A 22,696-nucleotide genomic window follows, 5' to 3' on the forward strand; every position below is an offset into this window, starting at 1 on the left:
GTCACAACCACCCCTCGTCCCGGGCGATCCGAATCGCGTCCACCCGGTTACGCGCGTTGAGCTTGGCCACCACCGAGTTCAGGTGGTTGCGCACGGTGCCCGCGCACACCCACATCTGGTCGGCGATGTCCGCGACCCGATTGCCGTCGGCCGCCGCACGCAGCACCTGCAGTTCGCGGGTGGTCAACCGCGAGGGACCACCGTCGATCGCGGCCAGCGCGACCGAGGCGTCGATCACCCGGCCCCCGGCGGCGATCTCGCGGATCGCGCCGCTGAACCGATCCGGGTCCGAGTTCTTGAGCAGGAACCCGGACACGTTCGCCGCCGCGGCGCGGCGCAGATGGCCCGGCGCGTTCATGCCGGTGAGGATCAGCGTGCGACATTCCGGCAGCGCCACACGCAGCGCCGCGGCGGCCTCGATCCCGTCGATACCCGGCAGGCCGATGTCCAGTACCGCGACGTCCGGACGCACCGCGCGAGCGCGCGGCACCACGTCGGTACCGGACTCGACTTCGGCGACCACCTCGATGTCCGGCTCCAGACTCAACAATGACACCAGCGCTCTGCGCAGTAATTTCATGTCCTCGGCAATCAGGACCTTGATCAAGGACTCCCCCTCATCCCGAATCTCGACACCGAACTCCCCGGCGCCGAAGTTCGTCGGTGATCCCCCGTATCAAGATGCCGATTATGCAGGAGGAGTTCGGCGGCCCAATAGAGCAAATTGCACACGGATCGAACGCCGATGAACGAACCCGATCGCCGACCGCGTCCGAACATCTGCGCGAGGCCGCTCCGAGCACGCCGCCGGCCTCCGCCCGACGTCGTACACGCGAAAACGGGCGGACCCGGGTCGGCAACTCGCCGATACCCGGATCCGCCCGTTCCTCGTCGCGGCGCCGTGCGGACGCGGCGGCTCCCACGTCACATCGTCCGCCTCGCGACCGCGCGCACGCGGGAGCGTGTGCGTGCGCGCGTCACGCGCGCGCGACTGCCCGACCGAGCCGGAGAGGCCGAGTCGGAACATTCCTCCGGCTCAGCCGGAGAACTCCTCCAGCGCCTTGTTCGCCTCGGCCAGCCACTCCGCGCGCGCCGCGATCGACTCCTCGGCCTCGCGCACCTTGCGCTCGTTCCCGGCCGCCCGGGCCTTCTCCGCCTGCTGGGTCAGCTTGTCGATGGACGCCTGGATCTGGTCCACCGCCGCCTGCGCCCGCGCCCGCGCCTCCGGGTTGGTGCGCTTCCACAACTCTTCCTCGGCCTCGCGGATCGCCCGCTCCACGCTCTGCAGCCGGGCCTCCATCTTCGGCCGGGCGTCGCGTGGGACGTGGCCGATGGCCTCCCAGCGATCGTTGATCGAGCGCAGCGCCGCCCGCGCCGCCTTGACGTCGGTCACCGGCACGATCGTCTCGGCCTCCACGAGCAGCACCTCCTTCGCGGCCTGGTTCTCCCGCTGCTCGGAGTCGCGCTCGGCGAACACCTCGCTGCGGGCCGCGAAGAACACGTCCTGCGCGGCCCGGAAGCGCTGCCACAGCTCTTCCTCGACATCGCGCTGGGCCCGGCCCGCGGCCTTCCAGTCGTTCATCAGATCGCGGTAGCGCGCCGCGGTGTCGGTCCAGTCGGTGGACGTGGACAGCGCCTCGGCCGCCTCGACCAACTTCTCCTTGACCCGCTTGGCGCTGTCGCGCTGACCGTCCAGCTCCGCGAAGTGCGCCTTGCGGCGCTTGGCGAAGTTGGACCGGGCCTGCGAGAACCGGTGCCACAGCTCGTCGTCCGCCTTGCGGTCCAGCCGCGGCACGGCCTTCCAGGCGTCCACCAGCGCGCGCAGCCGCTCGCCGGCCGGCCGCCAATCGGTGCTCTGGCCCAGCTGCTCGGCCTCCGCGACGATCCGCTCCTTGGCGCCCTGCGCCTCCTCCTGCGCCTTGGCGCGGGTGGCCTTGCGCTCCTCGCGCTTGGAGTCCACCACGGTCACCAACGCGTCCAGGCGCTTGACGAGCGATTCGAGATCGCCGACCGCGTTCGCGTCGACGATGCTCGCGCGCAGGCGCTCGATCGCGTGGTGGGCGTCCTTGGGGGCGAGGTCGGTGGTCCGTACCCGCCGCGCGAGCAACTCCACCTCGACGGCGAGCCCCTCGTACTTGCGCCGGAAGTAGGCCAGGGCCTCGTCCGGGGAACCCGCCTGCCACGAACCGACGGAGCGCTCACCGTCCGCCGTCTTGACAAAGACGTTTCCCTGCTCGTCCACGCGGCCCCACGGGTCGCTGCTCACAGCGGCCTCCTTCGATGCTGAATGCGGCGCACTTTACACAGGACCCCGGGGCATGGGCCGGGCCGTGCCCCGGGAGTCGCCGTGGAACATGCGTCCGGTCGGTTGCTACTTGGCCACGGTCACGCTGTCGAGGACGACGTTCTCGCGCGGCGCGCCGTCCGAGCCGCCGTCCTCGGTGCCCGCGGCGGCGATCTTCGCCAGGACGTCCATCCCGGCCGTGACCTTGCCGAACGGGGTGTAGTTCGGCGGAAGCTTGCTGTCCGCGGTGACCAGGAAGAACTGGCTCCCGTTGGTACCCGGGCCCGAGTTCGCCATCGCCACGGTGCCCGCCGGGTAGGCGGCCGAGCCGTCCGGGCCCGCCGTACCCAGATTCTCGTCCACGAACTTGTAGCCGGGCCCACCGGTGCCGGTGCCCGTCGGGTCGCCGCACTGGAGTACGGCCAGACCACCCGTGGTCAACCGGTGGCACTTGGTGTGGTCGAAGAACTTCTTGCCCGCCAGGAACGCGAACGAGTTCACCGTGTGCGGCGCCTTCTTCGCCTCCAGCGCGACCTTCACCTCGCCACACGTGGTCTTGAGGGTCATCGTGTACGCCGCGTTCGTGTCGATCGACATGGCCGGCTCGGTGGGGAACTGCTCCTTGGTCGGCTCACCCGGAGCCGGCGCCGCGCACGTCTTCGGCTTGGGCTCGGGAGCCGGCGACTGCGGGGCCGAGGGCTGCGTGGACGGCGTGTTCGACGCGTTCGTCGTCTTCTTGTCGTCGTCATCACCCGCCGCCACCGCGAGCCAGGCGCCGCCACCGGCCACGACGACCACCGCGGCGACCGCGGCGATGACCTGGTTGCGCCTGCGCCGACGTGCCTGCGCGGTCCCGCGTCGCTCCTGCTGGCGCTCGAACTTCTCGCGCGCGAGCTGCCGCTGGCGCTGCTGTTTGGTGACCACCGCGTGCTCTCCTGGATTCGAACGGACTCGATGTGGATGGACTCGACCCGGGACACCCGACCAGCGGGCGAGGGCTCCCGGCGCCGGAACCGGAAACCGGCGGCCGTGACGGGATCCGTGCACCGGCCCCGACCTGCGGTGATCCCACAGGCCCGGAACCGACCGCAGCTCGCGCACAGTCTAGGCACGCACCCCCTGAACCGGTTCGCGATCCGCCCCCGCGCGCCGGTAGTCTCGTACCTGATTCCCACGTCCGCCGCATACTTCCGTGCTTGCCCCGCCGCCGGAAGACCCCGAGACCGAGAGGACGAACGTGATCGTCGCCGGGTTCCCCGCAGGGTCCTTCCAGACCAACTGTTACGTGGTCGCCCCTGCCGCCGGCGAGGAATGCGTCATCGTCGACCCCGGGCAGGACGCCTTCGACGGCGTACAGGACATCATCCGCGAACACCGGCTGCGCCCGGTGGCCGTCGTACTGACCCACGGGCACATCGATCACATGTTCTCCGTGGTGCCGGTCTGCGCCGAGCACAAGGTGCCCGCGTGGATCCACCCCGACGACCGTGACCTGCTCTCCGACCCGGCCAAGGGCCTGTCGCTGGGCGTGGGGCAACAACTGTTCGGCGGGATGACCTTCACCGAACCCGAGGACGTGCGCCTGCTCACCGACGGCGCCGTGCTCGACCTCGCCGGCCTCGAACTGACGGTCCATCATGCGCCCGGCCATACACAGGGGTCGGTGGCGTTCGGCACCCAGGGAAGCGCGGACATCCCGCCCATCCTGTACTCGGGTGACCTGCTCTTCGCCGGCTCCATCGGACGCACCGACCTGCCCGGCGGCGATCACGCGCAGATGTTGCGCTCGTTGTCCCGGGTGTGTCTGCCCCTGCCGGACGAGACCGTCGTCCTGTCCGGCCACGGCCCCCAGACGACGATCGGCCGCGAGCGCGCGAGCAACCCTTATCTGCAAGAGCTGACGCCGCCCGCGGGACCGCACCGAGGAATGTGACGGATTTTCATACCGTGAGTACCTTCAACGCCCCCAAGGGCACCTTCGACATGCTTCCGCCGTACTCGGAGACGTTCAACCGGATCCGGATCCAGTTCGGCCTGGAGCTGCGCGACGCGGGGTTCCAGTACATCGAGACCCCCACCTTCGAGGAGACCGGCCTCTTCCTGCGCGGCGTCGGCGAGTCCACCGACATCGTGACCAAGGAGATGTACACCTTCGAGGACCGCGGCGGCCGCTCGCTGACGCTGCGCCCCGAGGGCACCGCGGCCGTGATGCGCTCGGTACTCCAGCACAACCTGTACGCCGGCCGGCTGCCGGTCAAGCTGTGGTACTTCGGGTCGTACTACCGCTACGAGCGCCCCCAGGCGGGCCGCACCCGCCAGTTCACCCAGGTCGGCGCCGAGGCGATCGGCAGCGACGACCCGCTGGTCGACGTCGAGATGATCGCGCTCGCCGCCGAGGGCTTCATGAAGCTGGGCCTGCGCGACTTCCGGCTGCTGCTCAACTCGCTCGGCTGCCGCGAGTGCCGCCCGGTCTACCGGGCCAAGCTCCAGGAGTTCCTGCGCGCGCTCGACCTGGACGCGGAGACGCACGCGCGGATCGAGATCAACCCGCTGCGCGTGCTCGACGACAAGCGCCCCGAGGTGCAGGCGCTGATCGCCGACGCCCCGCTGATCACCGACCACCTGTGCCAGGCGTGCGCCGAACACCACACGTTCGTCCGCGGCATGCTCGACGAGCTGGAGATCTCCTACGAGGACACGCCCCGGCTGGTCCGCGGGCTGGACTACTACAACCGGACCACCTTCGAGTTCGTGCACGACGGCCTCGGCGCGCAGTCGGCGATCGGGGGCGGCGGGCGCTACGACGGCCTCTCCGAGGACCTCGGCGGCCCCGACCTGCCCTCGGTGGGCTGGGCGCTGGGGATCGGCCGCACGATGCTCGCGATGGAGGCCGAGGGCCAGGCCGTGGAGACCCCGGCCGACTGCGACGTCTACGGCGTCGCGATCGGCGACGCGGCCCGCCGCGCGGTGTTCGGCATGATCACCCAGCTTCGGATCGAGGACATCCCCGCCGACATGGCCTTCGGCGGGAAGAAGCTCAAGGGCGCCATGAAGGCCGCGTCGCAATCCGGCGCCCGCTACGCCATCGTCGTCGGCGACCGTGACCTCACCGAGGGCGTCGCCCAGATCAAGGACCTGTCGAACGGGGACCAGACCCCGGTCCCGCTCGACCAGGTCGTCACCGTCTTGAAGGAGAAGCTTCAGTGATCCGCACCCATGACGCCGGGACGCTCCGCGCCGAGCACGCCGGCCACACCGTGACGCTCGCCGGGTGGGTCGCCCGGCGGCGCGACCACGGCGGCGTGGCGTTCGTGGACCTGCGGGACGCGTCGGGCACCGTACAGGTGGTCTTCCGCGACCTGGAGACCGTGCACAACCTCCGCTCCGAGTTCTGCGTGCGGATCACCGGCGACGTGCGGGTGCGCCCCGACGGCAACGAGAACACCGAGATCCCCACCGGTGCGATCGAGGTCGTCGTGGACGACTTCGAGATTCTCTCCGAGGCGGCCCCGCTGCCGTTCCCGATCGAGGAGTACACGCCGGGCACGGTGAACGAGGAGGTGCGGCTCAAGCACCGCTACCTCGACCTGCGGCGCGCGCCGATGGCTCGCAACCTGCGGCTGCGCTCCAAGGTCACCCGGGTGATCCGCGAGGTGATGGAGGACCACGACTTCCTCGACATCGAGACGCCGTACCTGACCCGGTCCACGCCCGAGGGCGCCCGCGACTTCCTGGTGCCGGTGCGGCTCCAGCCGGGTTCGTGGTACGCGCTGCCGCAGTCGCCGCAGCTGTTCAAGCAGCTGCTCATGGTCGCCGGCATGGAGCGCTACTACCAGATCGCGCGCTGTTTCCGGGACGAGGACTTCCGGGCCGACCGGCAGCCCGAGTTCACCCAGTTGGACGTCGAGATGTCCTTCTGCGACGCCGAGGACATCCTGGCGCTGACCGAGAAGCTGATCGCGCGCGTGTGGCGCGAGGTGCACGGCGTGGAGATCCCGCTGCCGCTGCCCCGACTGGCCTACGCCGAGGCGATGGCGCGCTACGGCTCGGACAAGCCGGACACCCGCTTCGGCTGCGAACTGGTCGATCTGACGGCCTACTTCGAGGGCACCTCGTTCCGGGTGTTCCAGGCCGAGTTCACCGGCGCGGTGGTGATGCCCGGCGGCGCCGCGCAGACCCGCAAGGAGCTCGACGGCTGGCAGGACTGGGCCAAGGCACGCGGCGCGCGCGGGCTCGCGTACGTGCTGGTCGACGCGGAGACCGGCGAACTGCGCGGCCCGGTGGCCAAGAACCTGTCCGAGGAGCACCTGGCCGGCCTGGTCGAGGCGACCGGCGCGGCCAAGGGCGACTGCATCTTCTTCGCGGCGGGTCGGCGTACGGCCTCGCTGGAACTGCTGGGCGCGGCCCGGCTGGAGATCGCGCGTCGGGGTTCGCTGATCGACGAGTCGCGGTGGAACTTCCTCTGGGTCGTCGACTTCCCGATGTTCGAGCCGATCGAGGACGCGGCCGGCAACCACCAGGGCTGGCACGCGATCCACCACCCCTTCACCGCGCCGACCGCGGAGTGGCTCGACGGGTTCGACAAGAACCCCGGCGAGGCGCTGTCGAACGCGTACGACATCGTGCTGAACGGGACCGAGATCGGTGGCGGTTCGATCCGTATCCACCGTCGGGACGTGCAGGAGCGGGCGTTCGCGGCGATCGGGATGTCGGAGGAGGAGGCGCAGTCGCAGTTCGGGTTCCTGCTGGACGCGTTTGCGTACGGGCCACCGCCGCACGGCGGGATCGCGCTCGGCCTTGACCGGTTGGTGGCGCTTTTGGGCGGAACCGAGTCGATTCGGGACGTGATCGCCTTCCCGAAGACCGCCTCCGGTGGCGACCCGTTGACCGGGGCTCCGTCGCCGATCACGGCGCAGCAGCGGCGCGAGGCGGGGATCGACGCGAAGCCGAAGGCCAAGTCGGACTCGGGTGACGGTGTCACGGGTGAGGGTGCGGAGAAGGCGTAACCGCTTGCGGGTGGATGTCGTTGGGACGGTTGGCGTAGGAGTGGCCCCGTCCTTCGACATGGTCCGTGCGGGGATGGTCCGGCAATGACGTCTCGGATCCTGTCCGCCCTCCCGTCGGCCCCACGCGTGCGGGGATCAGGGCGGTCGAGCCAATGGCTCGGCCGCCCTTCGGCGTTGCCGGACTTTGTCGACTCGAAGAGGTAGCCGAAACGCTTCTGCACAGGGTCGGAGCGCACGGATCCGGGTCTGCCTACCTTGGAAGTCGAGCCGGTGCCGCACCGGTTCGGATGACCTCGGGGAGGCCGACATGGCGGTGGAGTTGACGAAGCGGCGGGTGCCGGCGGAGTACGTGACGCGGTCCGTCGTGCAGGGGCGCGGCTGGACGCAGGGCGCCATCGCACGATTCCTGGCCGAGCCGGACGGGACGGTGGCCAACATGCGATATCGCGGGTCGCCGCCGACCCGGTTGTACGCGATGGCGCGGGTCCGGGCGATCGAGGGCACGCGCGAGTGGCAGGAGTGGTACTTCGCGTCGCGCCGACGGCGGGCCGCGACGGCGGAGCGGGGGAGCGCGGCCGGGGGCGTCGTGCGGGGCGGCTCGTCGGCGCGGACGGCCGGCGCGGGCGGCGGAACACGCGGAGGTGGTGGGCCCGTTGCGCCCGGCGGCGGCGACGTCGGTGGGGGCGTCGTCGGCGGCGCCGATGTCGGAGCCGAGCGGGATGCTGGGGTGGGCCGGGTTTCGGGCTTGAAAGGGGAGGTCGCATGAGCCACACCGTGCACATCAATCCGCTGCGCTGGTTCACCGATGGCGAGGGTGGCCTGGAGTTCGTCGAGTCGTTCGGCACGCCGGTGCCGGCCGACCTCCTGGAGGAGGCACGTGCCGTGTCCTACCCGGGAGTCGGCGAGGTACTGGCCGTGCTGCGGGGCGAAGGGCTGTCCGCGCGCTGTTGGTTCACCCTGTGGGTGGAGGGTGCGGAGGTGCCGGACCCGTTGCCGGAGCGACCCGGAGCGGGTGACGGCGACCACCTGGGCGGGTTCGCGGTCGCGGTCGCGGGTGAGCGGAAACGCATCGGGGCCGACGAGCCGGTGTCCGGATTGACCTTCCGGGCGCCGGGGCCGGGCGCGGCGGAACGGGCGGTGGTGGCGCTGGCCGAGGCGTTCGGGCCGCAGGTGATGTGGGCCGGCGACATCGGTGATGTCGTGGTGGTGCCGCCCGGGCTGACGCCGGACGGGTTGCGGGAGCTACGGGTGGGCTGCGACATGGCCGATTCCTGAGGGATCTGCCCCTGTTCGTGAGGGCGGGCGATCTGGGAGCGTAGGCCGGTGAAGCCCCCGGGAGGGGGCGGCCACCCGACTCGCTCGACTGCTGGGAGCCCTCGCCATGCCCTTCTCGCTGTTCGGTCGCAAGAAGTCGAACCCGGACTCGTCGACGGCCGCCGCACCGCCCGCCGCCGCACCCCCGGCCACCGTGCGCAGCGGGAGCGGCTCGGCGGTCTCGCTGGCCAAGATCGAGCGCTCCGCACCCGGGTTGGTCAGCCTGTACAAGGCGGCCGGGGTGAGCCTGGAGAAGAACCGGCTCGCGGGTGTGCGCGCCGCCGTCTACCTCGTGCTCGACCGCTCCGGCAGCATGGCGCCGTTCTACAAGAACGGCAGCGTACAGGCGCTCGCCGACCGGGTGTTGGCCGCCGCCGCGCACTTCGACGACGACGGCTCGGTGCCGGTGATCTTCTTCGACACGAAGGCGCACGAGGCCGAGGAGATCTCGCTGGACAACTACGGCGGCCGGATCGCCGCGCTGCACAAGAAGCTGGGCCACATGGGCACCACGGACTACGTGTCGGCGATGGAAGCGGTGATCGCGCACTACCGGTCGTGCGGGGCGACCGATCCGGCCTTCGTGATCTTCCAGACGGACGGCGCGCCGAACAACGCGAAGGCCGCGGAGAAGGCGATCTGCCAGGCGGCCGGGCTGCCGATCTTCTGGCAGTTCATCGGCTTCGGCCGGGACGAGTTCCGCTTCCTGCACCGCCTGGACGACCTGCCCGCGCCCAAGTACCGCGTGGTCGACAACGCGGGCTTCTTCGAGGCGGGCGCGGACCCGAGGCGCATGCCCGACGGCGAACTCTTCGACAACCTGATGAACGAATTCCCCGAATGGCTCCAGACGGCCAAGGCGGCCGGGGTACTGCGCTGACCCGAGCGCTTCGGGAGAGGTGAGCCGCGCGGGCGACGGGGCTGCGTCCGCGTGGTTGGGCCGGGCGAGGCGCGGCCGGGCCGGGCGGGTCGGTGGCGTTGGCGTTGCCCGGGTTGCCGGCGGGCGGGCCGGCGCGGGGGGTATGCGGGGGCGAGGCGCCGGAGATCGTGTGGCTGTGGCTGTGGCTGTGGCTGTGGCTGTGGCTGTGGCTGTGGCGCGGGGCGCGGGGCGCGGTGTCGCGTCGCGGTGTCGGGCGGCCAGGCGCAATGCTGCCCGGTGGGTGCGCCGACGTTTCGTGGTGTGCCGCGTTCCGCTCGGCGACGGCGCGTCGTGGCGAACGGGCTTGGCCGGCCGCTGGGCGCTCCGGGTGGCGTCCTGCGTCGGTCGGCCGGGGGTCGTCGGCGCCGTGGCGTGTGGTGATGGTGTCGAGTCGTGGGGCCGTGGTGTCGGGGGCGAGGCGTGATGCCGTCTGGTGGGGCGCCGACCGTTTCTTGGTGCTTGGTGCTTGGTGCCTGGTGCGCCGCGTTCCGCCCGGCGACGGCGCGTCGTTTTGCGTGCGGTGGGCCGGTCGGCCGGCGGGTCGGGTTGTGTCCCGGGCCGGTTGGGTGACGGTGCTGTGGGGGCGCGGTGTCGTGTGGCGGCGGTGCCGAGTTGCGGGGCCAAGTCTCGGGCGGCAGGGCGCAGTGCTGCCCGATGGGTTTGCCCACCGCTTGTTGGTGCGCTGCTTCCCGCTCGGCGACGGCGCGTTGCGTCGAGAGCGGTCAGGTGGGGGCTCCGGGCGGTGTCGCCGGCCGGTCCGGAGTCGGTGGCAGTGGCGCGGGGCGCGGTGTCGTGTGGTGGCGTCGAGTCGGGGTGGTGGTGTCGGGCGGCGGGGCGGGGGCTGTCCCGTGGGTGCGCTGCGCCGCCTGTTGGTGTGCCGACCGTTTCTTGGTGCGCCACCTGCTGTTCGGCGGCGGCGTGTCGTGGCGAGTGCGGTGGAGCGGTCGGTGGGGCTCCGGGTCGTGCGCTGGGGCGCGTCCCGGGACGGTTGGGAGTCGGAGGTGGGGGTTAGGGTCGGGGAGTGGATTCCGATCTCTTCACCGCTGCCGCCGAGGCCCGGCAGGCCAAGGACCCCTCGCTCGCGCCGCTTGCCGTGCGGATGCGACCGCGCGATCTGGACGAGGTGCTCGGTCAGCGGCATCTGTTGGGTGAGGGATCGCCGCTGCGCCGGTTGGTGTCGTCGGAGAGCCGGGTCACCGCGCCGTCCTCGGTGATCCTGTGGGGGCCGCCCGGTACCGGCAAGACCACGCTCGCCTACGTGGTCAGCCACGTCACCAAGCAGCGGTTCGTGGAGTTGTCCGCGATCACGGCGGGCGTCAAGGAAGTACGCGCGGTGATCGAGGACGCGCGGCGGCAGGCGGGTGCGCAGGGGCGCGACACGGTGCTGTTCCTGGACGAGATCCACCGCTTCTCCAAGGCCCAGCAGGACTCGCTGCTGCCCGCCGTGGAGAACCGCTGGGTGACCCTGATCGCGGCGACCACCGAGAACCCGTACTTCTCGATCATCAGCCCGCTGCTCTCCCGCTCGTTGCTGCTGACCCTGGAGTCGTTGACCGACGACGACCTGCGCGAGGTGGCGCACCGCGCACTCACCGACGAGCGCGGGCTCAAGGGCACGCTCACCCTCGACCCGGACGCCGAGGAGCACCTGCTGCGCATCGCCGGCGGCGACGCGCGACGGATCCTGACCGCGCTGGAGGCGGGCGCGGGATCGGCGGCGGACAAGGGCGAGGACACGATCACGCTGGCCACGCTGGAGAGCGCGGTGGATCGCGCGGCGGTGCGGTACGACCGGGACGGGGACCAGCACTACGACGTGGCGAGCGCCTTGATCAAGTCGATCCGGGGCTCCGACGTGGACGCGGCGCTGCACTACCTCGCGCGGATGATCGACGCGGGGGAGGACCCGCGCTTCATCGCCCGGCGGTTGATGATCTCGGCGAGCGAGGACATCGGGATGGCCGACCCCACCGCCCTCCAGGTCGCGGTGGCCGCCGCGCAGGCGGTCGCGCTGATCGGCTTCCCCGAGGCGCGGATCACGCTGTCCCAGGCGGCGATCCACCTGGCCCTGGCACCGAAGTCGAACGCGGCGTACCTCGCGATCGACGCCGCGCTCGCCGACGTCCGCAAGGGCCTTGCCGGTCCGGTACCGCCGCACCTGCGCGACGGCCACTACAAGGGCGCCGCCAAACTCGGCCATGCCCAGGGCTACGTCTATCCCCACGACGTCCCCGGCGGCGTGGCCGCGCAGCAGTACGCCCCCGACGCCATCCACGGCCGCACCTACTACGAGCCCACCCGCCACGGCGCCGAAGCCCGCTACGCCGACATCGCCACCTGGACCAGATCCCGCCTCTCCGGCACCACCCCCACCACCGAGTAGCCCCCGCCGAACCCGCCAACCCCCGAATCCCCCGAGCACCCGAAGGCGTGACCGACCCAGCGGCGAGATCAGCGCGTCCGGGCCGTGGCAAGGGTGCCTGATCGGCAGGGTGGTGGGGGCACTGACCCGATTGCGCGCGTTGCCGGGAGTCGCCCGGGCGCGCGGCGTGTTGGAGGGGTTCACCGGCGTGGTCGACCGCGACGGCGACCTGCTCGGATCCGGGTGGACCACGATCGGGACCAACTTCGTGCCGAGCCGCGACGGAGTCGACCCGCGCTTCCCGATGCGGGCCGGGCGCGGGCCCGCGGGCGGCGGCGAGATCGCGTTGGACGCCGGGACCGCCGACAAGGGTGGCTTCCGGGTCGGTGACACCGTGCGCGTCGCGCTGAGCGGCCCGATGGTCGAGGCCCGGCTGACCGGCGTGTTCGGGACCGACGATCCGAGGGTGTCGTCGGGCGGCTCGCTGGTGCTGTTCGACACCGCGACCGCGCAGCGCCTGTTTTTCAAGCCCGGCCGCTACGGCCGGATCGACCTGACCGCGGCCCCCGGTACGAGCGAGGCGACGTTGCGGGACGCGGCCGAGCGGCTGTTGCCCCGGTCGGACAACCTGCGGGTCGACTCCGGACGGGCGCCGGCCCGGGCCCAGGTGCACATGATCGAGGCCGGCACCCGGCAGATGACCATCGCGCTGCTCGTGTTCGCCGGCATCGCGCTGTTCGTCGCCACGTTCATCATCGCCAACACGTTCACCATGCTGGTCGCCCAACGCACCCGCGAACTCGCGCTGTTGCGCGCGGTCGGCGCGCGGCGCGAGCAGGTCACCCGGATCGTGCTCGCCGAGGCCGCGGCGGTCGCCGTGGTCGCGTCGTCGCTCGGCCTCGGTGTCGGGATCGCGCCGGCGGGCGCGCTGCGCTCGGCGCTGGAACGGTTCGGCGCGCACCTGCCCGCCGGGCCGCTGATCGTCGGCGGTCGCACCATCGCGGTCGCGTTGCTCGTGGGCGGCGCGGTCACCCTGCTCGCCTCCTGGCTGCCGGCCCGGCGCGCGCCCCGGATCCCGCCGGTCGCCGCGCTGAACACGGTGGAGCAACCCGCCGGCCCCGTCGGCCCACGCGGGCGCGGCGTGCTCGGCGTAGCGGTGACCACCGTCGGCGTGGCGCTGACCGCGTACGGCCGTTCGACCGCCGGCGACAGCGGCCGAGTGCCGGTGGCCGTCGGGGTGTTCCTGGTCCTGGTCGGCATCCTCCTGCTCACCCCGCTGCTGTCCCGACCGGTGATCGGGATGAGCGCGCCGTTCCTGGACCGGCCGTTCGGCGTGGCCGGTCGGCCGGCCCCGCGCAACGCCGTTCGCAACCCGCGACGCACCGCCGCCACCGCGTCCGCGCTGACCATCGGCCTGTCCCTGATCGCCGGCCTGAGCATGCTCGGCGCGTCGATCCGGCAGGCCGTCGAGGACCGGGCGATCGCCGAGGTCGCCGCGGACTACCGGATCCGGACGGTCAACGGCGCCTCCGTCGACCCGAGCGTGCTCGAAGCCGTCGCCCGGGTGCCGGGGGTCACCGCGGTGTCCCCGCTGATCCGGGACACCGTGACCCTGGACGGCCACGACGACGCGGTGATCGGGGTGGATCCGCAGCGAATCGAACGCCTGCTCAACCTCGGCGGCACGGCGGACGCCGCGGCGGCGCTGCGTCGAGGCGAGATCCTGGTCGCGCCGGACATCGCGAAGCGGCGCGGGTGGCGGGTCGGCTCCGTCGTCGCGATCGGCTATCCCGACGGCACACGCGGCCGCGTCACCGTCGGCGGCTTCCAGGGCGACCTGGAACAGTTGACCGGGATCACCGTGCCGGCCGCGCTCGTACAGGCGCGTTCCGCCCACCGCGACATCCGGTCGATCATGGTGCGGACCGCCGACGGCGACAACCCCCGAACCACCCGCGCGATCGAGCGGGCGATCGGCGACAACCCGTTGATCACGGTGGAGGACCGCCCCGACGTCCGGCGATCCATCAGCCGCTCGGTCGACCTGCTGCTCGACATCATGTACGGGCTGCTCGCGATGGCCGTGCTGATCGCCGTGCTCGGCGTGGTCAACACCCTGGCCATGTCGGTGTTCGAACGTCGGCGCGAGATCGGGATGTCGCGCGCGATCGGCCTCGACCGCTCGCGGGTGCGCACGATGGTCCGGCTCGAATCGCTGGTGATCTCGGTCTTCGGCGCGGCGCTCGGGGTGGTCGTGGGCGCGTTCCTGGCCTGGGGGATCCTGGGCACCCTGCGCGACAGGCTGCCGGATCTGGTCCTGATCGCGCCCTGGGCCGGCGTCGCCGGATTCCTCGCCCTCGGGGTGGTCGTCGGCGTGCTCGCGGCGGTCTGGCCGGCCCGTACGGCGGCCCGCGCGGACGTGCTCACCGCGATCGGCAGCGCATGACCGGCGTCGGCGCACCCGGGCGACGCGCCCGCCGCACGGACGCCCGTCAGTTCACCACCGCGCGCAGCCCGTCCGGATCCGGCGCCGTCATCGCCCGAGCGATCTCGGGGTCCAGCGTTCCGGTGACGGCGCCCACCACGGTGCGGTGGATCAACGCGGTCCAGGCCGAGGACCGACGCACCATCGCGTGGCCGTCCGGGAGTTCGAACCGGCAGACCCGTTCGGAGACCTCCCGGGCGGTCAGCGCGTAGCGGTGCGAGGCCCTCGGGCTCGTGGTGTGGTCGGCCGTACCGTGCACGATGACCACGTCGCGGCCGGCGAGTTGGGCGTACGGCTCGTCGTCCTCGATCCACGGCGCGAGGGCGCAGATCGTTCGCACGCTGTCGTGATCGGCGACCCGCAACGCGGTACGGCCGCCCATCGAGTGGCCGACCAGGGTGACCTCGGCGTGCGGGTAGCGGCTACGGATGCCGTCGAGCGCCCACCACGCGTCCTGGACCGGATCGTGGTCGGGCTCGTTCCACCCGCGCACCCGGTAGCGCAGCAGCCAGGTCGCCACACCCTCCGCGCGGGTCGCCCGGTGGATGCCCCGCGCGATCGGCACCATCCGGCGATACGCCAGATTGCGGGTCGAGGCGGGCTGCCGCCCCCGCGCACGCCCACCGGGCAGGACCAGCACGACCGCGCGTACGTCCGTCCCGGTCGGCGGCGACCATGTACGCAGCGCGGCGAGCGGCCCGGTCGATGCGTGCGCGTCCGACATGCGGAGCCCTCCATGCCTGTACTCGGTCCCGACGACCCGGACCACCGTCATCACTCCGGGGCCGCACCCCGAACCACCGCCCCAAATCCCGAACGCCCCCACGCCCCACGTCGTTCCCACCACCCGAGAACCCACCGCCCGAGAACCCACCGCCCGAGAACCCACCGCCCGAGAACCCACCGCCCGAGAACCCACCACCCGGGCTCCGCCGCACGAAGCGACGGCCCACGGGAGCGGCCCGGCCGGATCCGGCGACAAGGTTCCAAGCGCGGGGAAGCGCACACCGGGTGCCCCACCCGCCCGGTCGCCGCACCGTGCCGCCGGTGAAGTGCCGGGAGCCGGAGCGACGGCGTCGCTCGCCGGGCCGGGCCCGCGCCGGGTCCGAGCCGCCCCGCCTCAGAACCCGCGGGTCCGCTTCGAGGCGGGCCGCATTTCGCGCCCCGTGCGTGGCGGCGGCGACGGGAGCACGAAGCGGGCCGCCTCGGAGCCGACGTTGACGCCCGCCGCCAGGGCCAGGGCCAGGGAGGCCGCGTTGACCAGGCTGCGCCAGCCGGAGTCGGTGTGGCCCAGGGACAGGCCCAGCATGCCCTGGTACATCGCGCTGCCCGGCAACATCGGGCCGATCGCCGGGATCACGTACGGCAGCGCCGATGTCCCGTGCCACCGCGCGAGCAACTGACCGAGCAGTCCGAGCAGTCCCGTGGCGACGGCGGTCGCGAGCACCGGCGCGGCGCCCGCCTCGCGCAACACCTGGAACACCGCCCAGCCGACCGCGCCACCCGCCGCCGCGACCGGCAACAGTACCCGGCGCACCTGGACCAGCACCGCGAAGGTCATCGACACCGCGCCCGCCGCGAGCAGTTGCACCACGCGGGGGTTGGCGTTGAGGTCGAACGTCCCCTCGACCTCGAACTGCACGCCCACCTGGTCGCCGATGTAGAGCACGATCGAGATGCCGACGATGATGCCGACGATCAGGTAGAAGACCTCCAGCAAGCGGGCCGCGGCGGTGATGTAGAAGCCGGTCAGGCCGTCCTGGACGGCGGCGACCAGGGCTCTTCCGGGCAACAGCGCGAACAGCCCGCCGGTGACCACGGCGTACGGATTGATCCCGACGCCGACCTTGATCATCGCCACCGTGATCGCGGCGGCCGGCATCGAGGCGAGCACGAACTGGTAGAACTCCGGGACGCCCCGGTCGGCGAGCAACTGCGCCAGTCGCTCGCCGATCAACGCCGCGACGCAGGCGGCGATGGCCACGATCAGCCCGCCGCCGACCATCACGCTCGCGAAGGCCGCGATCAGACCGGCCGACAGCAGCAACAGGTTGCGCGGGTAGGGGTGTCGGTTGCGGCGGATGTCGGCGAGCCGGTGGTACGCCTCCTCCAGGGTCAATTCGGCGCCGGTGATGTCCGAGACCAGTTGGTGTGCCTCGTCGAGCCGGGTGTAGTCCACCGCGCGGCGGCGCACCACCCGCTCGCCGGTGACCGGCGGTTCGACCAGGGACGGCTGGTAGGACAGGGTGATCGCGACGAAGGTCACATTGGGTTGGCAACGTTCGAGGCCGTACGCGTCGGTGATGCCCAGCATCGCCGCCTCGACGTCCTCGCCACCCTCGCCGCTGGCGAGCAGCAGTTCGCCGGTGCGCAGCGCCAGGTCCAGGACGCGTGGGACCGAGGGGCCGGCCTCGGGCTTCTCCGGGGCGGGCACGATCGGGATGCTCGCGGTGTGCCCGCTGAACCGAAGCTGGGTGCGCAGTCGGTCCTGCCACGGACTGGCCCCGGATCGGGACGTCGGTCGGGGCTCCGGTTCCCAGGGCGCCCGGGGGGTGGGGTGGTCGCGACCGTCCCCGTTCGTCGGGTTCTCCGGACCGTGCCGCGCATGTTGCTCCGACACCCCGTGTCGTCCCTTCCGCCGTCCGCCGATGCGGTCGTCTCGCGCCGGCGGACGCGTGGTCGGTCCGCCGTGGCGATCCGCCCGGGTGGATCGCCACCCGGTGCCGCGACCGGAAACGTTAGCCGGTTCCGGGTACCGGGCACGGCGCCGCTGATCTTGGACGGGGAGACTGCCCGCACGGCGGCGCATCATGCGACACCGGGAGGCCCTCGCGGCTCGCCGGGGCGTCACGCCTGTCCGTGCACCCCGTGCAGCAGTCGGCGCAACGCCCCGCCCAACTCGAGCGGACCGGACACCGGCGCCTCGAACTCGAACCGCACATCGCAGGTACGATCCGGCCCGCCGGTGCGCAGCCGGATGCCGTGCCGGTCCAGCGACACCGGCACGACCCGGTCGTCGCAGGCCGGGGCGCCCGCCACGCTCGCCAGCCGGCACAGGTCGTTGCCGTGTGCGGCGGCCAGGTGTTGCAGCAGTTCGGCCTCGTGGCCGGCCAGCGGGTCGGGCTCGGCGTCGGCGTACTCGTCCGGCTCGACGTGCCCGCTGCCCCACAGGTCGTCGACCAGCACCTCGCCGACCTCCAGCCGCACGACGGTGCCCGCGCGCGGCGACGCGGTGGGGTCGGGGGTCAGCTCGGCCAACCGCTCGGCGGCCCGCTCGGCGTCGGCGCCGGTGGGCACGGTCAGCCAGCCCGCGATCCAGCAGTGCGCCCGGACCCGGTGCGGCACCGCGACCGGCGCGACGTCGACCAGGTGCAGCACGGCGGCCACGTCCTCGCGCGAGGTCAGCACGACCGCGGCGGTCTCGGCCGGGACGAGCAACAGCAGCGCGCCGTCCGGCTCGACCGCCCGCGCGGCGGGGATCACGTGCTCGTCCCGGTCGCCGGGCACGTCCAGGGTGGCCGAGCCGGCGTACGCGGCCAGGGTGCGGGCCCGCTCGGCGGTTCGCGGCCTTCGGGAAGAGACATCGGTGCGCCCGGCGTTGGCCTCGGTGGGAACAGACATGGCGTCCTCCAGGTGTGGCGCTCGTTTGCGACCCCCGCTGTGGGCTACCGAACGCATCGACGTTAAGGTTAGGCTTACCTAAGTGCACCGATCTTGGCAAGGCGACCCGCGTCACGGCGGCCCGAGCGAAGGCGGCCCACCCCGGGGCGCCGGCGCGACGGCGACCCATGCGTGACCGACCCACCGAGACGACCAGCACCGAAAAAACAGCCCCGCACGGAGGACCCGACCTTGAACCAGACCCGACCCAAGATCCGGCGCAGCCGTGCGCTCGGTGTGGCGCTCACGCCCAAGGCCGCGAAGTACCTCGAGAACCGGCCCTACCCGCCGGGCGAGCACGGTCGTGGTCGCAAGCAGTCCTCGGACTACAAGACCCGGTTGATGGAGAAGCAGCGGCTGCGCTTCCAGTACGACATCTCCGAGGTCCAGATGCGGGCCGCGTTCGACCGCGCCAACAAGCACTCCGGCAAGACCGGTGACGAACTGGTGGTCGACCTGGAGCGCCGGCTGGACGCGTTCGTGCTGCGCGCGGGCTTCGCGCGCACCGTCTACCAGGCGCGCCAGATGGTCACCCACGGGCACATCGAGGTCAACGGCGGCAAGGTGGACAAGCCGTCCTACCGGCTCAAGCCCGACGACATCGTCGGTGTGCGCGAGCGCAGCCGGAACAAGCCGCTGTTCCAGGTGGTCCAGGCCGGCGGGTTCGCCGCCGCCGAGACCCCGCGCTACATCGAGGCGCGTCTGGACAAGCTGATGGCCCGGCTGGACCGGCTCCCGCAGCGTCGCGAGGTCCCGGTGATCTGCGACGAGCAGTTGGTCGTCGAGTACTACTCGCGCTGACCCCCGCGCACCCCGATCGGCGCCGACCCGGACATTCGGGCCGGCGCCGACGCACGTACCGCCGCAGCGCTGCCACCGCCGCACCGCCGCACCCGCGCACCCGCCGCGACGCCGCGGCGTCGATGCGCGCCCGCGCCGGGCGTCGGTCCACGCCGACGCCCGCGCCGCGTCCGGGCGGCGCCGAGCGCCGATCCGGCACCCGCCCACCGTCGATCAAGAAACGACACCGGGCCGCGACACGCGCCACACCGACCGCGCGGGTTTCCTCGGACGAGGGGACCCGCGCGGTCGCGGTAGGGTCGGGTTTTCCGAGGTGGGCGACGCGTATCCGCCTCCTCGACTGATCCCACTCATCAAGGAGCGCATGACGGTGTCGGGTGGCGAAGTCGCGCTGATGATCATCGCGGTTTTCTGGGCGATCCTGGTCGCCTTTCTCGCAGTGGCTCTGGTCAAGCTGGCGAAGGTGCTCAAGGAGGCCACGACCCTGGTCGCGGGGGTGGCGGACCGGGCGGTCCCGCTGCTCGACGAGGTGACCGAGACGGTCCGGGCGACCAACGCCCAGATGGGCCGGGTCGACCAGATCGCGGGCAACGTGCAGACCATGACCACGAACGCCACCGCGCTGTCCTCCACGGTCGCCGCCACGCTCGGCGGCCCGCTCGTGAAGACCGCCGCGTTCAGCTACGGCGTCCGCCGCGCGCTGTCCGCGCAGCAACGCGCCGAACTCGGCCGCCGGGTGCGCGTCGCGGCCAAGGCGCAGAAGGTCGCGCGGCAGCGCAGCATGCGCGGGAGGGGCTGACCGATGGCGAGACTGTTCTGGATCGCGGTCGGCGCCGGCGCCGGCGTCTGGGCCGCGCGCAAGGTCAAGGACAAGGCGTACAAGTACACGCCCGAGGGCGTCGCCGACAATGTCACCGGCATCGGCGAGGCGATCAAGTACTTCGCGGACGAGATCCGGGCGGGAATGGCCGAACGCGAGCAGGAGCTGTACCGCGCCATCGGCGCGGACGTGGCCGCCGCGTCGCTGCCGCCCGCCCCGGTGCGGCGCGCGCTGCCCGGCGCGCGCGAACCGCACGACGATTGGCACGACGGGCGTGACCTCTACGACCCGCGTGAGCTGTACGAAGGCAAAGCAAGGTACGACCGAAGGGACGGCAGCTGATGGAATCGGCAGAGATCCGGAAGCGCTGGCTGCGCTTTTTCGAAGAGCGCGGGCACACCGTCGTCCCCTCGGCCTCGCTGGTCGCGGACGACCCCACGCTGCTCCTGGTGAACGCCGGCATGGTGCCGTTCAAGCCGTACTTCCTCGGTGAGGTCAAGCCGAGCTTCAAGCGCGCCACCAGTGTGCAGAAGTGCGTACGCACCCTCGACATCGAAGAGGTCGGCAAGACCACCCGGCACGGGTCGTTCTTCCAGATGTGCGGCAACTTCTCGTTCGGCGACTACTTCAAGGAAGGCGCGATCGCGCTCGCCTGGGAGTTGCTCACCAACTCGGTCGAGGACGGCGGCTACGGGCTGGACCCGGAGAAGTTGTGGATCACCGTCTACCTCGACGACGACGAGGCCGAGCGGATCTGGCGGGAGGTGATCGGCGTGCCCGCCGAGCGCATCCAGCGCCTGGGCAAGTCGGAGAACTTCTGGTCCATGGGCGTACCGGGTCCGTGCGGCCCGTGCTCGGAGATCAACTACGACCGCGGCCCCGCCTACGGCGAGGAGGGCGGGCCGGCGGTCAACGGCGAGCGCTACCTGGAGATCTGGAACCTGGTCTTCATGCAGTACGAGCGCGGCCCGGGCACCGGCAAGGACGACTACCCGATCCTCGGCGACCTGCCCGCGAAGAACATCGACACCGGGCTCGGCCTGGAGCGCCTCGCGTGCATCCTGCAGGGCGTCGACAACCTGTACGAGATCGACACGTCGCGGATGATCCTGGACCGCGCCGCCGAACTCGCGGGCAAGACCTACGGCGAAGACCACCGGAACGACGTGTCGCTGCGCGTGGTGGCCGACCACGTGCGCACCGCCGTGATGCTGATCGGCGACGGCGTGGTGCCCGGCAACGAGGGCCGCGGCTACGTGCTGCGCCGGATGATGCGCCGGGCGATCCGCAACATGCGCCTGCTCGGCGCGCAGGGCGAGACGCTGCACGACCTGGTCGAGACCACGATCAAGGCGATGGCTCCGCAGTACCCGAACCTGCTCGAGGAAGCCGAGCGCATCGACGCCGTCTCGGTGGCCGAGGAGAAGCGCTTCCTGGCCCGCCTGCACGAGGGCACCGCGCTCCTGGACGAGTCGATCGTCAAGGCGAAGAGCTCCGGCTCGACGGTGCTTCCCGGTGAGGTGGCCTTCCTGCTGCACGACACCGAGGGCTTCCCGATCGACCTGACCCTGGAGATCGCCGCCGAACAGGGCCTGGCGGTCGACGAGGACGGGTTCCGTCGGCTGATGAACGAGCAGCGGCAGCGGGCCAAGAAGGACGCCCAGGCGCGCAAGCAGGGCCTGGCCGACCTGTCCGTCTACCGCGAGGTCGCGGACGCGGCCGGCGGCACCGAGTTCACCGGCTACCTGGACACCTCGGACGAGGCGACCGTGGTCGGCCTGCTCGTGGACGGCGTGCCCGCGCCCGCCGCGCACGAGGGCGACGAGGTCGAGGTCGTGCTCGACCGCACCCCCTTCTACGCCGAGGGCGGCGGCCAACTCGCCGACACCGGCCGGATCCGGCTGGACACCGGCGCCGTGGTCGAGGTCCGCGACGTGCAGACCCCGGTGGCCGGTGTCACCGTGCACCGCGGCCGGGTCCAGGTCGGCGAGGTCCTGGTCGGCGCCCAGGCGTTGGCCCAGATCGACACCGGCCGGCGCAACGCGATCGCCCGCGCGCACAGCGCGACGCACCTGACCCACCAGGCGCTGCGCGACGCGCTCGGCCCCACCGCCGCGCAGGCCGGCTCGGAGAACGCGCCCGGCCGCTTCCGCTTCGACTTCGGCGCGCCCGGCGCGGTGCCGGGCAGCGTGCTCACCGACGTCGAGCAGAAGATCAACGAGGTGCTCGCGCGCGACCTGGACGTCACCGCCGAGGTGATGTCGATGGACGAGGCGAAGAAGCAGGGCGCCGTGATGATGTTCGGCGAGAAGTACGGCGACCGGGTCCGCGTGGTCACCATGGGGGACTACTCCAAGGAACTGTGCGGCGGCACGCACGTGCACAACACCGCGCAACTGGGTCTGGTCAAGCTGCTCGGCGAGTCCTCGATCGGCGCCGGCGTGCGCCGGGTCGAGGCGCTGGTGGGCACCGACGCGTACAACTTCCTGGCGCGCGAGCACACCATCGTCAACCAGCTCACCGACGTGGTGAAGGGCCGTCCCGAGGACCTGCCCGAGCGGGTCGCCTCGATCATGGCCAAGCTGCGCGACGCGGAGAAGGAGATCGCGGCGCTGCGCGGCGCCCAGGTGCTCCAGGCCGCCGCGGGTCTGGTCGAGAGCGCCCAGGACGTGCACGGCGTGGCGCTGGCCACCGCGCAACTGGCGGACGGGACCACGCCCGACGACCTGCGCAAGCTCGCGCTGGACGTGCGCGGCCGGCTCGCGGCGCGCCCGGCCGCGGTCGCGGTCGTGTCGGTCGTGGGCGGCAAGCCGATGGTCGTGGTGGCCGCCAACGAGGCCGCGCGCGAGCGTGGCGTCAAGGCCGGCGAACTGGTCCGCGTCGCGGCGCAGACCCTCGGCGGCGGCGGTGGCGGCAAGGACGACGTGGCCCAGGGCGGCGGTTCGGACCCGACCAAGGTGGCCGACGCGCTGGCCGCGGTCACCCGGACAGTCGCCGAACGTACATCCTGAGTCGTCCCCTACCCTCGTTCCCCCGGTGGGTGTG

At 72.0% G+C, this 22,696-nt stretch carries 18 protein-coding genes; 12 read left to right on the top strand and 6 right to left on the bottom strand.

The genetic code is table 11. The features are described from left to right. Position 1: 1 nt before the first annotated feature. The 3 genes from OG948_RS29690 to OG948_RS29700 all read right to left on the bottom strand — a co-directional run bounded on the left by OG948_RS29690 (position 2) and on the right by OG948_RS29700 (position 3,208). The gene (locus tag OG948_RS29690) at positions 2-607 is read right to left on the bottom strand and encodes a DNA-binding response regulator (protein WP_406299387.1); all 606 of its coding nucleotides are present in this window, start codon (positions 605-607) and stop codon (positions 2-4) included. A 429-nt stretch (positions 608-1,036) separates the two neighbouring features. Then, positions 1,037-2,266: a DUF349 domain-containing protein gene (locus OG948_RS29695; protein WP_395871944.1), complete on the bottom strand. Its 1,230-nt coding sequence runs from the start codon at positions 2,264-2,266 to the stop codon at positions 1,037-1,039. Positions 2,267-2,371: 105 nt separating this feature from the next. Beyond that, positions 2,372-3,208, bottom strand: coding sequence for a peptidylprolyl isomerase (locus tag OG948_RS29700; RefSeq protein ID WP_406299388.1), 837 nt, complete (start codon positions 3,206-3,208; stop codon positions 2,372-2,374). A 313-nt stretch (positions 3,209-3,521) separates the two neighbouring features. Between OG948_RS29700 and OG948_RS29705 the strand changes: the two genes are divergently transcribed. From OG948_RS29705 to OG948_RS29740, 8 genes are all read left to right on the top strand, one after another. Beyond that, positions 3,522-4,217, top strand: a complete 696-nt coding sequence (locus tag OG948_RS29705) for an MBL fold metallo-hydrolase (RefSeq protein WP_395871940.1) — start codon at positions 3,522-3,524, stop codon at positions 4,215-4,217. A 14-nt stretch (positions 4,218-4,231) separates the two neighbouring features. Continuing rightward, the gene (hisS, locus tag OG948_RS29710) at positions 4,232-5,491 is read left to right on the top strand and encodes a histidine--tRNA ligase (protein ID WP_406299389.1); all 1,260 of its coding nucleotides are present in this window, start codon (positions 4,232-4,234) and stop codon (positions 5,489-5,491) included. After that, positions 5,488-7,290, top strand: a complete 1,803-nt coding sequence (aspS, locus tag OG948_RS29715; protein WP_406299390.1) for an aspartate--tRNA ligase — start codon at positions 5,488-5,490, stop codon at positions 7,288-7,290. Before hisS ends, aspS begins: the two co-directional genes overlap by 4 nt. 307 nt (positions 7,291-7,597) lie before the next feature. Then, complete coding sequence (locus tag OG948_RS29720) at positions 7,598-8,056, top strand: hypothetical protein (protein ID WP_406299391.1); 459 nt, start codon at positions 7,598-7,600, stop codon at positions 8,054-8,056. After that, positions 8,053-8,565: a hypothetical protein gene (locus OG948_RS29725; RefSeq protein WP_406299392.1), complete on the top strand. Its 513-nt coding sequence runs from the start codon at positions 8,053-8,055 to the stop codon at positions 8,563-8,565. Before OG948_RS29720 ends, OG948_RS29725 begins: the two co-directional genes overlap by 4 nt. A 106-nt stretch (positions 8,566-8,671) precedes the next feature. Then, positions 8,672-9,484, top strand: coding sequence for a vWA domain-containing protein (locus OG948_RS29730; RefSeq protein WP_406299393.1), 813 nt, complete (start codon positions 8,672-8,674; stop codon positions 9,482-9,484). Positions 9,485-10,544: 1,060 nt separating this feature from the next. Beyond that, positions 10,545-11,906 (top strand): replication-associated recombination protein A, encoded by a 1,362-nt coding sequence (locus OG948_RS29735; RefSeq protein ID WP_406299394.1) that lies wholly within the window; start codon positions 10,545-10,547, stop codon positions 11,904-11,906. Between the two features lie 112 nt (positions 11,907-12,018). Continuing rightward, positions 12,019-14,331, top strand: coding sequence for an ABC transporter permease (locus OG948_RS29740; protein ID WP_406299395.1), 2,313 nt, complete (start codon positions 12,019-12,021; stop codon positions 14,329-14,331). 46 nt (positions 14,332-14,377) lie between these two features. Here OG948_RS29740 and OG948_RS29745 read toward each other — a convergent pair whose 3' ends face one another. The 3 genes from OG948_RS29745 to OG948_RS29755 all read right to left on the bottom strand — a co-directional run bounded on the left by OG948_RS29745 (position 14,378) and on the right by OG948_RS29755 (position 17,991). Then, positions 14,378-15,094, bottom strand: a complete 717-nt coding sequence (locus OG948_RS29745; protein WP_406299396.1) for an alpha/beta hydrolase — start codon at positions 15,092-15,094, stop codon at positions 14,378-14,380. 396 nt (positions 15,095-15,490) lie between these two features. After that, a complete protein-coding gene (locus OG948_RS29750; RefSeq protein ID WP_406299397.1) occupies positions 15,491-16,990 on the bottom strand; it encodes a threonine/serine exporter ThrE family protein in 1,500 nt (499 codons plus the stop codon). A 227-nt stretch (positions 16,991-17,217) separates the two neighbouring features. Beyond that, positions 17,218-17,991: a DUF2470 domain-containing protein gene (locus tag OG948_RS29755; RefSeq protein ID WP_406299398.1), complete on the bottom strand. Its 774-nt coding sequence runs from the start codon at positions 17,989-17,991 to the stop codon at positions 17,218-17,220. A 231-nt stretch (positions 17,992-18,222) separates the two neighbouring features. Here OG948_RS29755 and rpsD point away from each other — a divergent pair, with 231 nt between their 5' ends. The 4 genes from rpsD to alaS all read left to right on the top strand — a co-directional run bounded on the left by rpsD (position 18,223) and on the right by alaS (position 22,662). Continuing rightward, a complete protein-coding gene (gene rpsD, locus OG948_RS29760) occupies positions 18,223-18,831 on the top strand; it encodes a 30S ribosomal protein S4 (RefSeq protein WP_395871921.1) in 609 nt (202 codons plus the stop codon). 364 nt (positions 18,832-19,195) lie between these two features. Next, positions 19,196-19,630, top strand: a complete 435-nt coding sequence (locus OG948_RS29765) for a DUF948 domain-containing protein (protein ID WP_391587549.1) — start codon at positions 19,196-19,198, stop codon at positions 19,628-19,630. Between the two features lie 3 nt (positions 19,631-19,633). Next, positions 19,634-19,993: a DUF6167 family protein gene (locus tag OG948_RS29770; RefSeq protein WP_406299399.1), complete on the top strand. Its 360-nt coding sequence runs from the start codon at positions 19,634-19,636 to the stop codon at positions 19,991-19,993. Beyond that, the gene (gene alaS, locus OG948_RS29775) at positions 19,993-22,662 is read left to right on the top strand and encodes an alanine--tRNA ligase (RefSeq protein WP_406299400.1); all 2,670 of its coding nucleotides are present in this window, start codon (positions 19,993-19,995) and stop codon (positions 22,660-22,662) included. Before OG948_RS29770 ends, alaS begins: the two co-directional genes overlap by 1 nt. Positions 22,663-22,696 lie beyond the last annotated feature (34 nt).

The sequence above is a fragment of the Embleya sp. NBC_00888 genome (assembly GCF_045207655.1).
Taxonomy (GTDB): Bacteria; Actinomycetota; Actinomycetes; order Streptomycetales; family Streptomycetaceae; genus Embleya.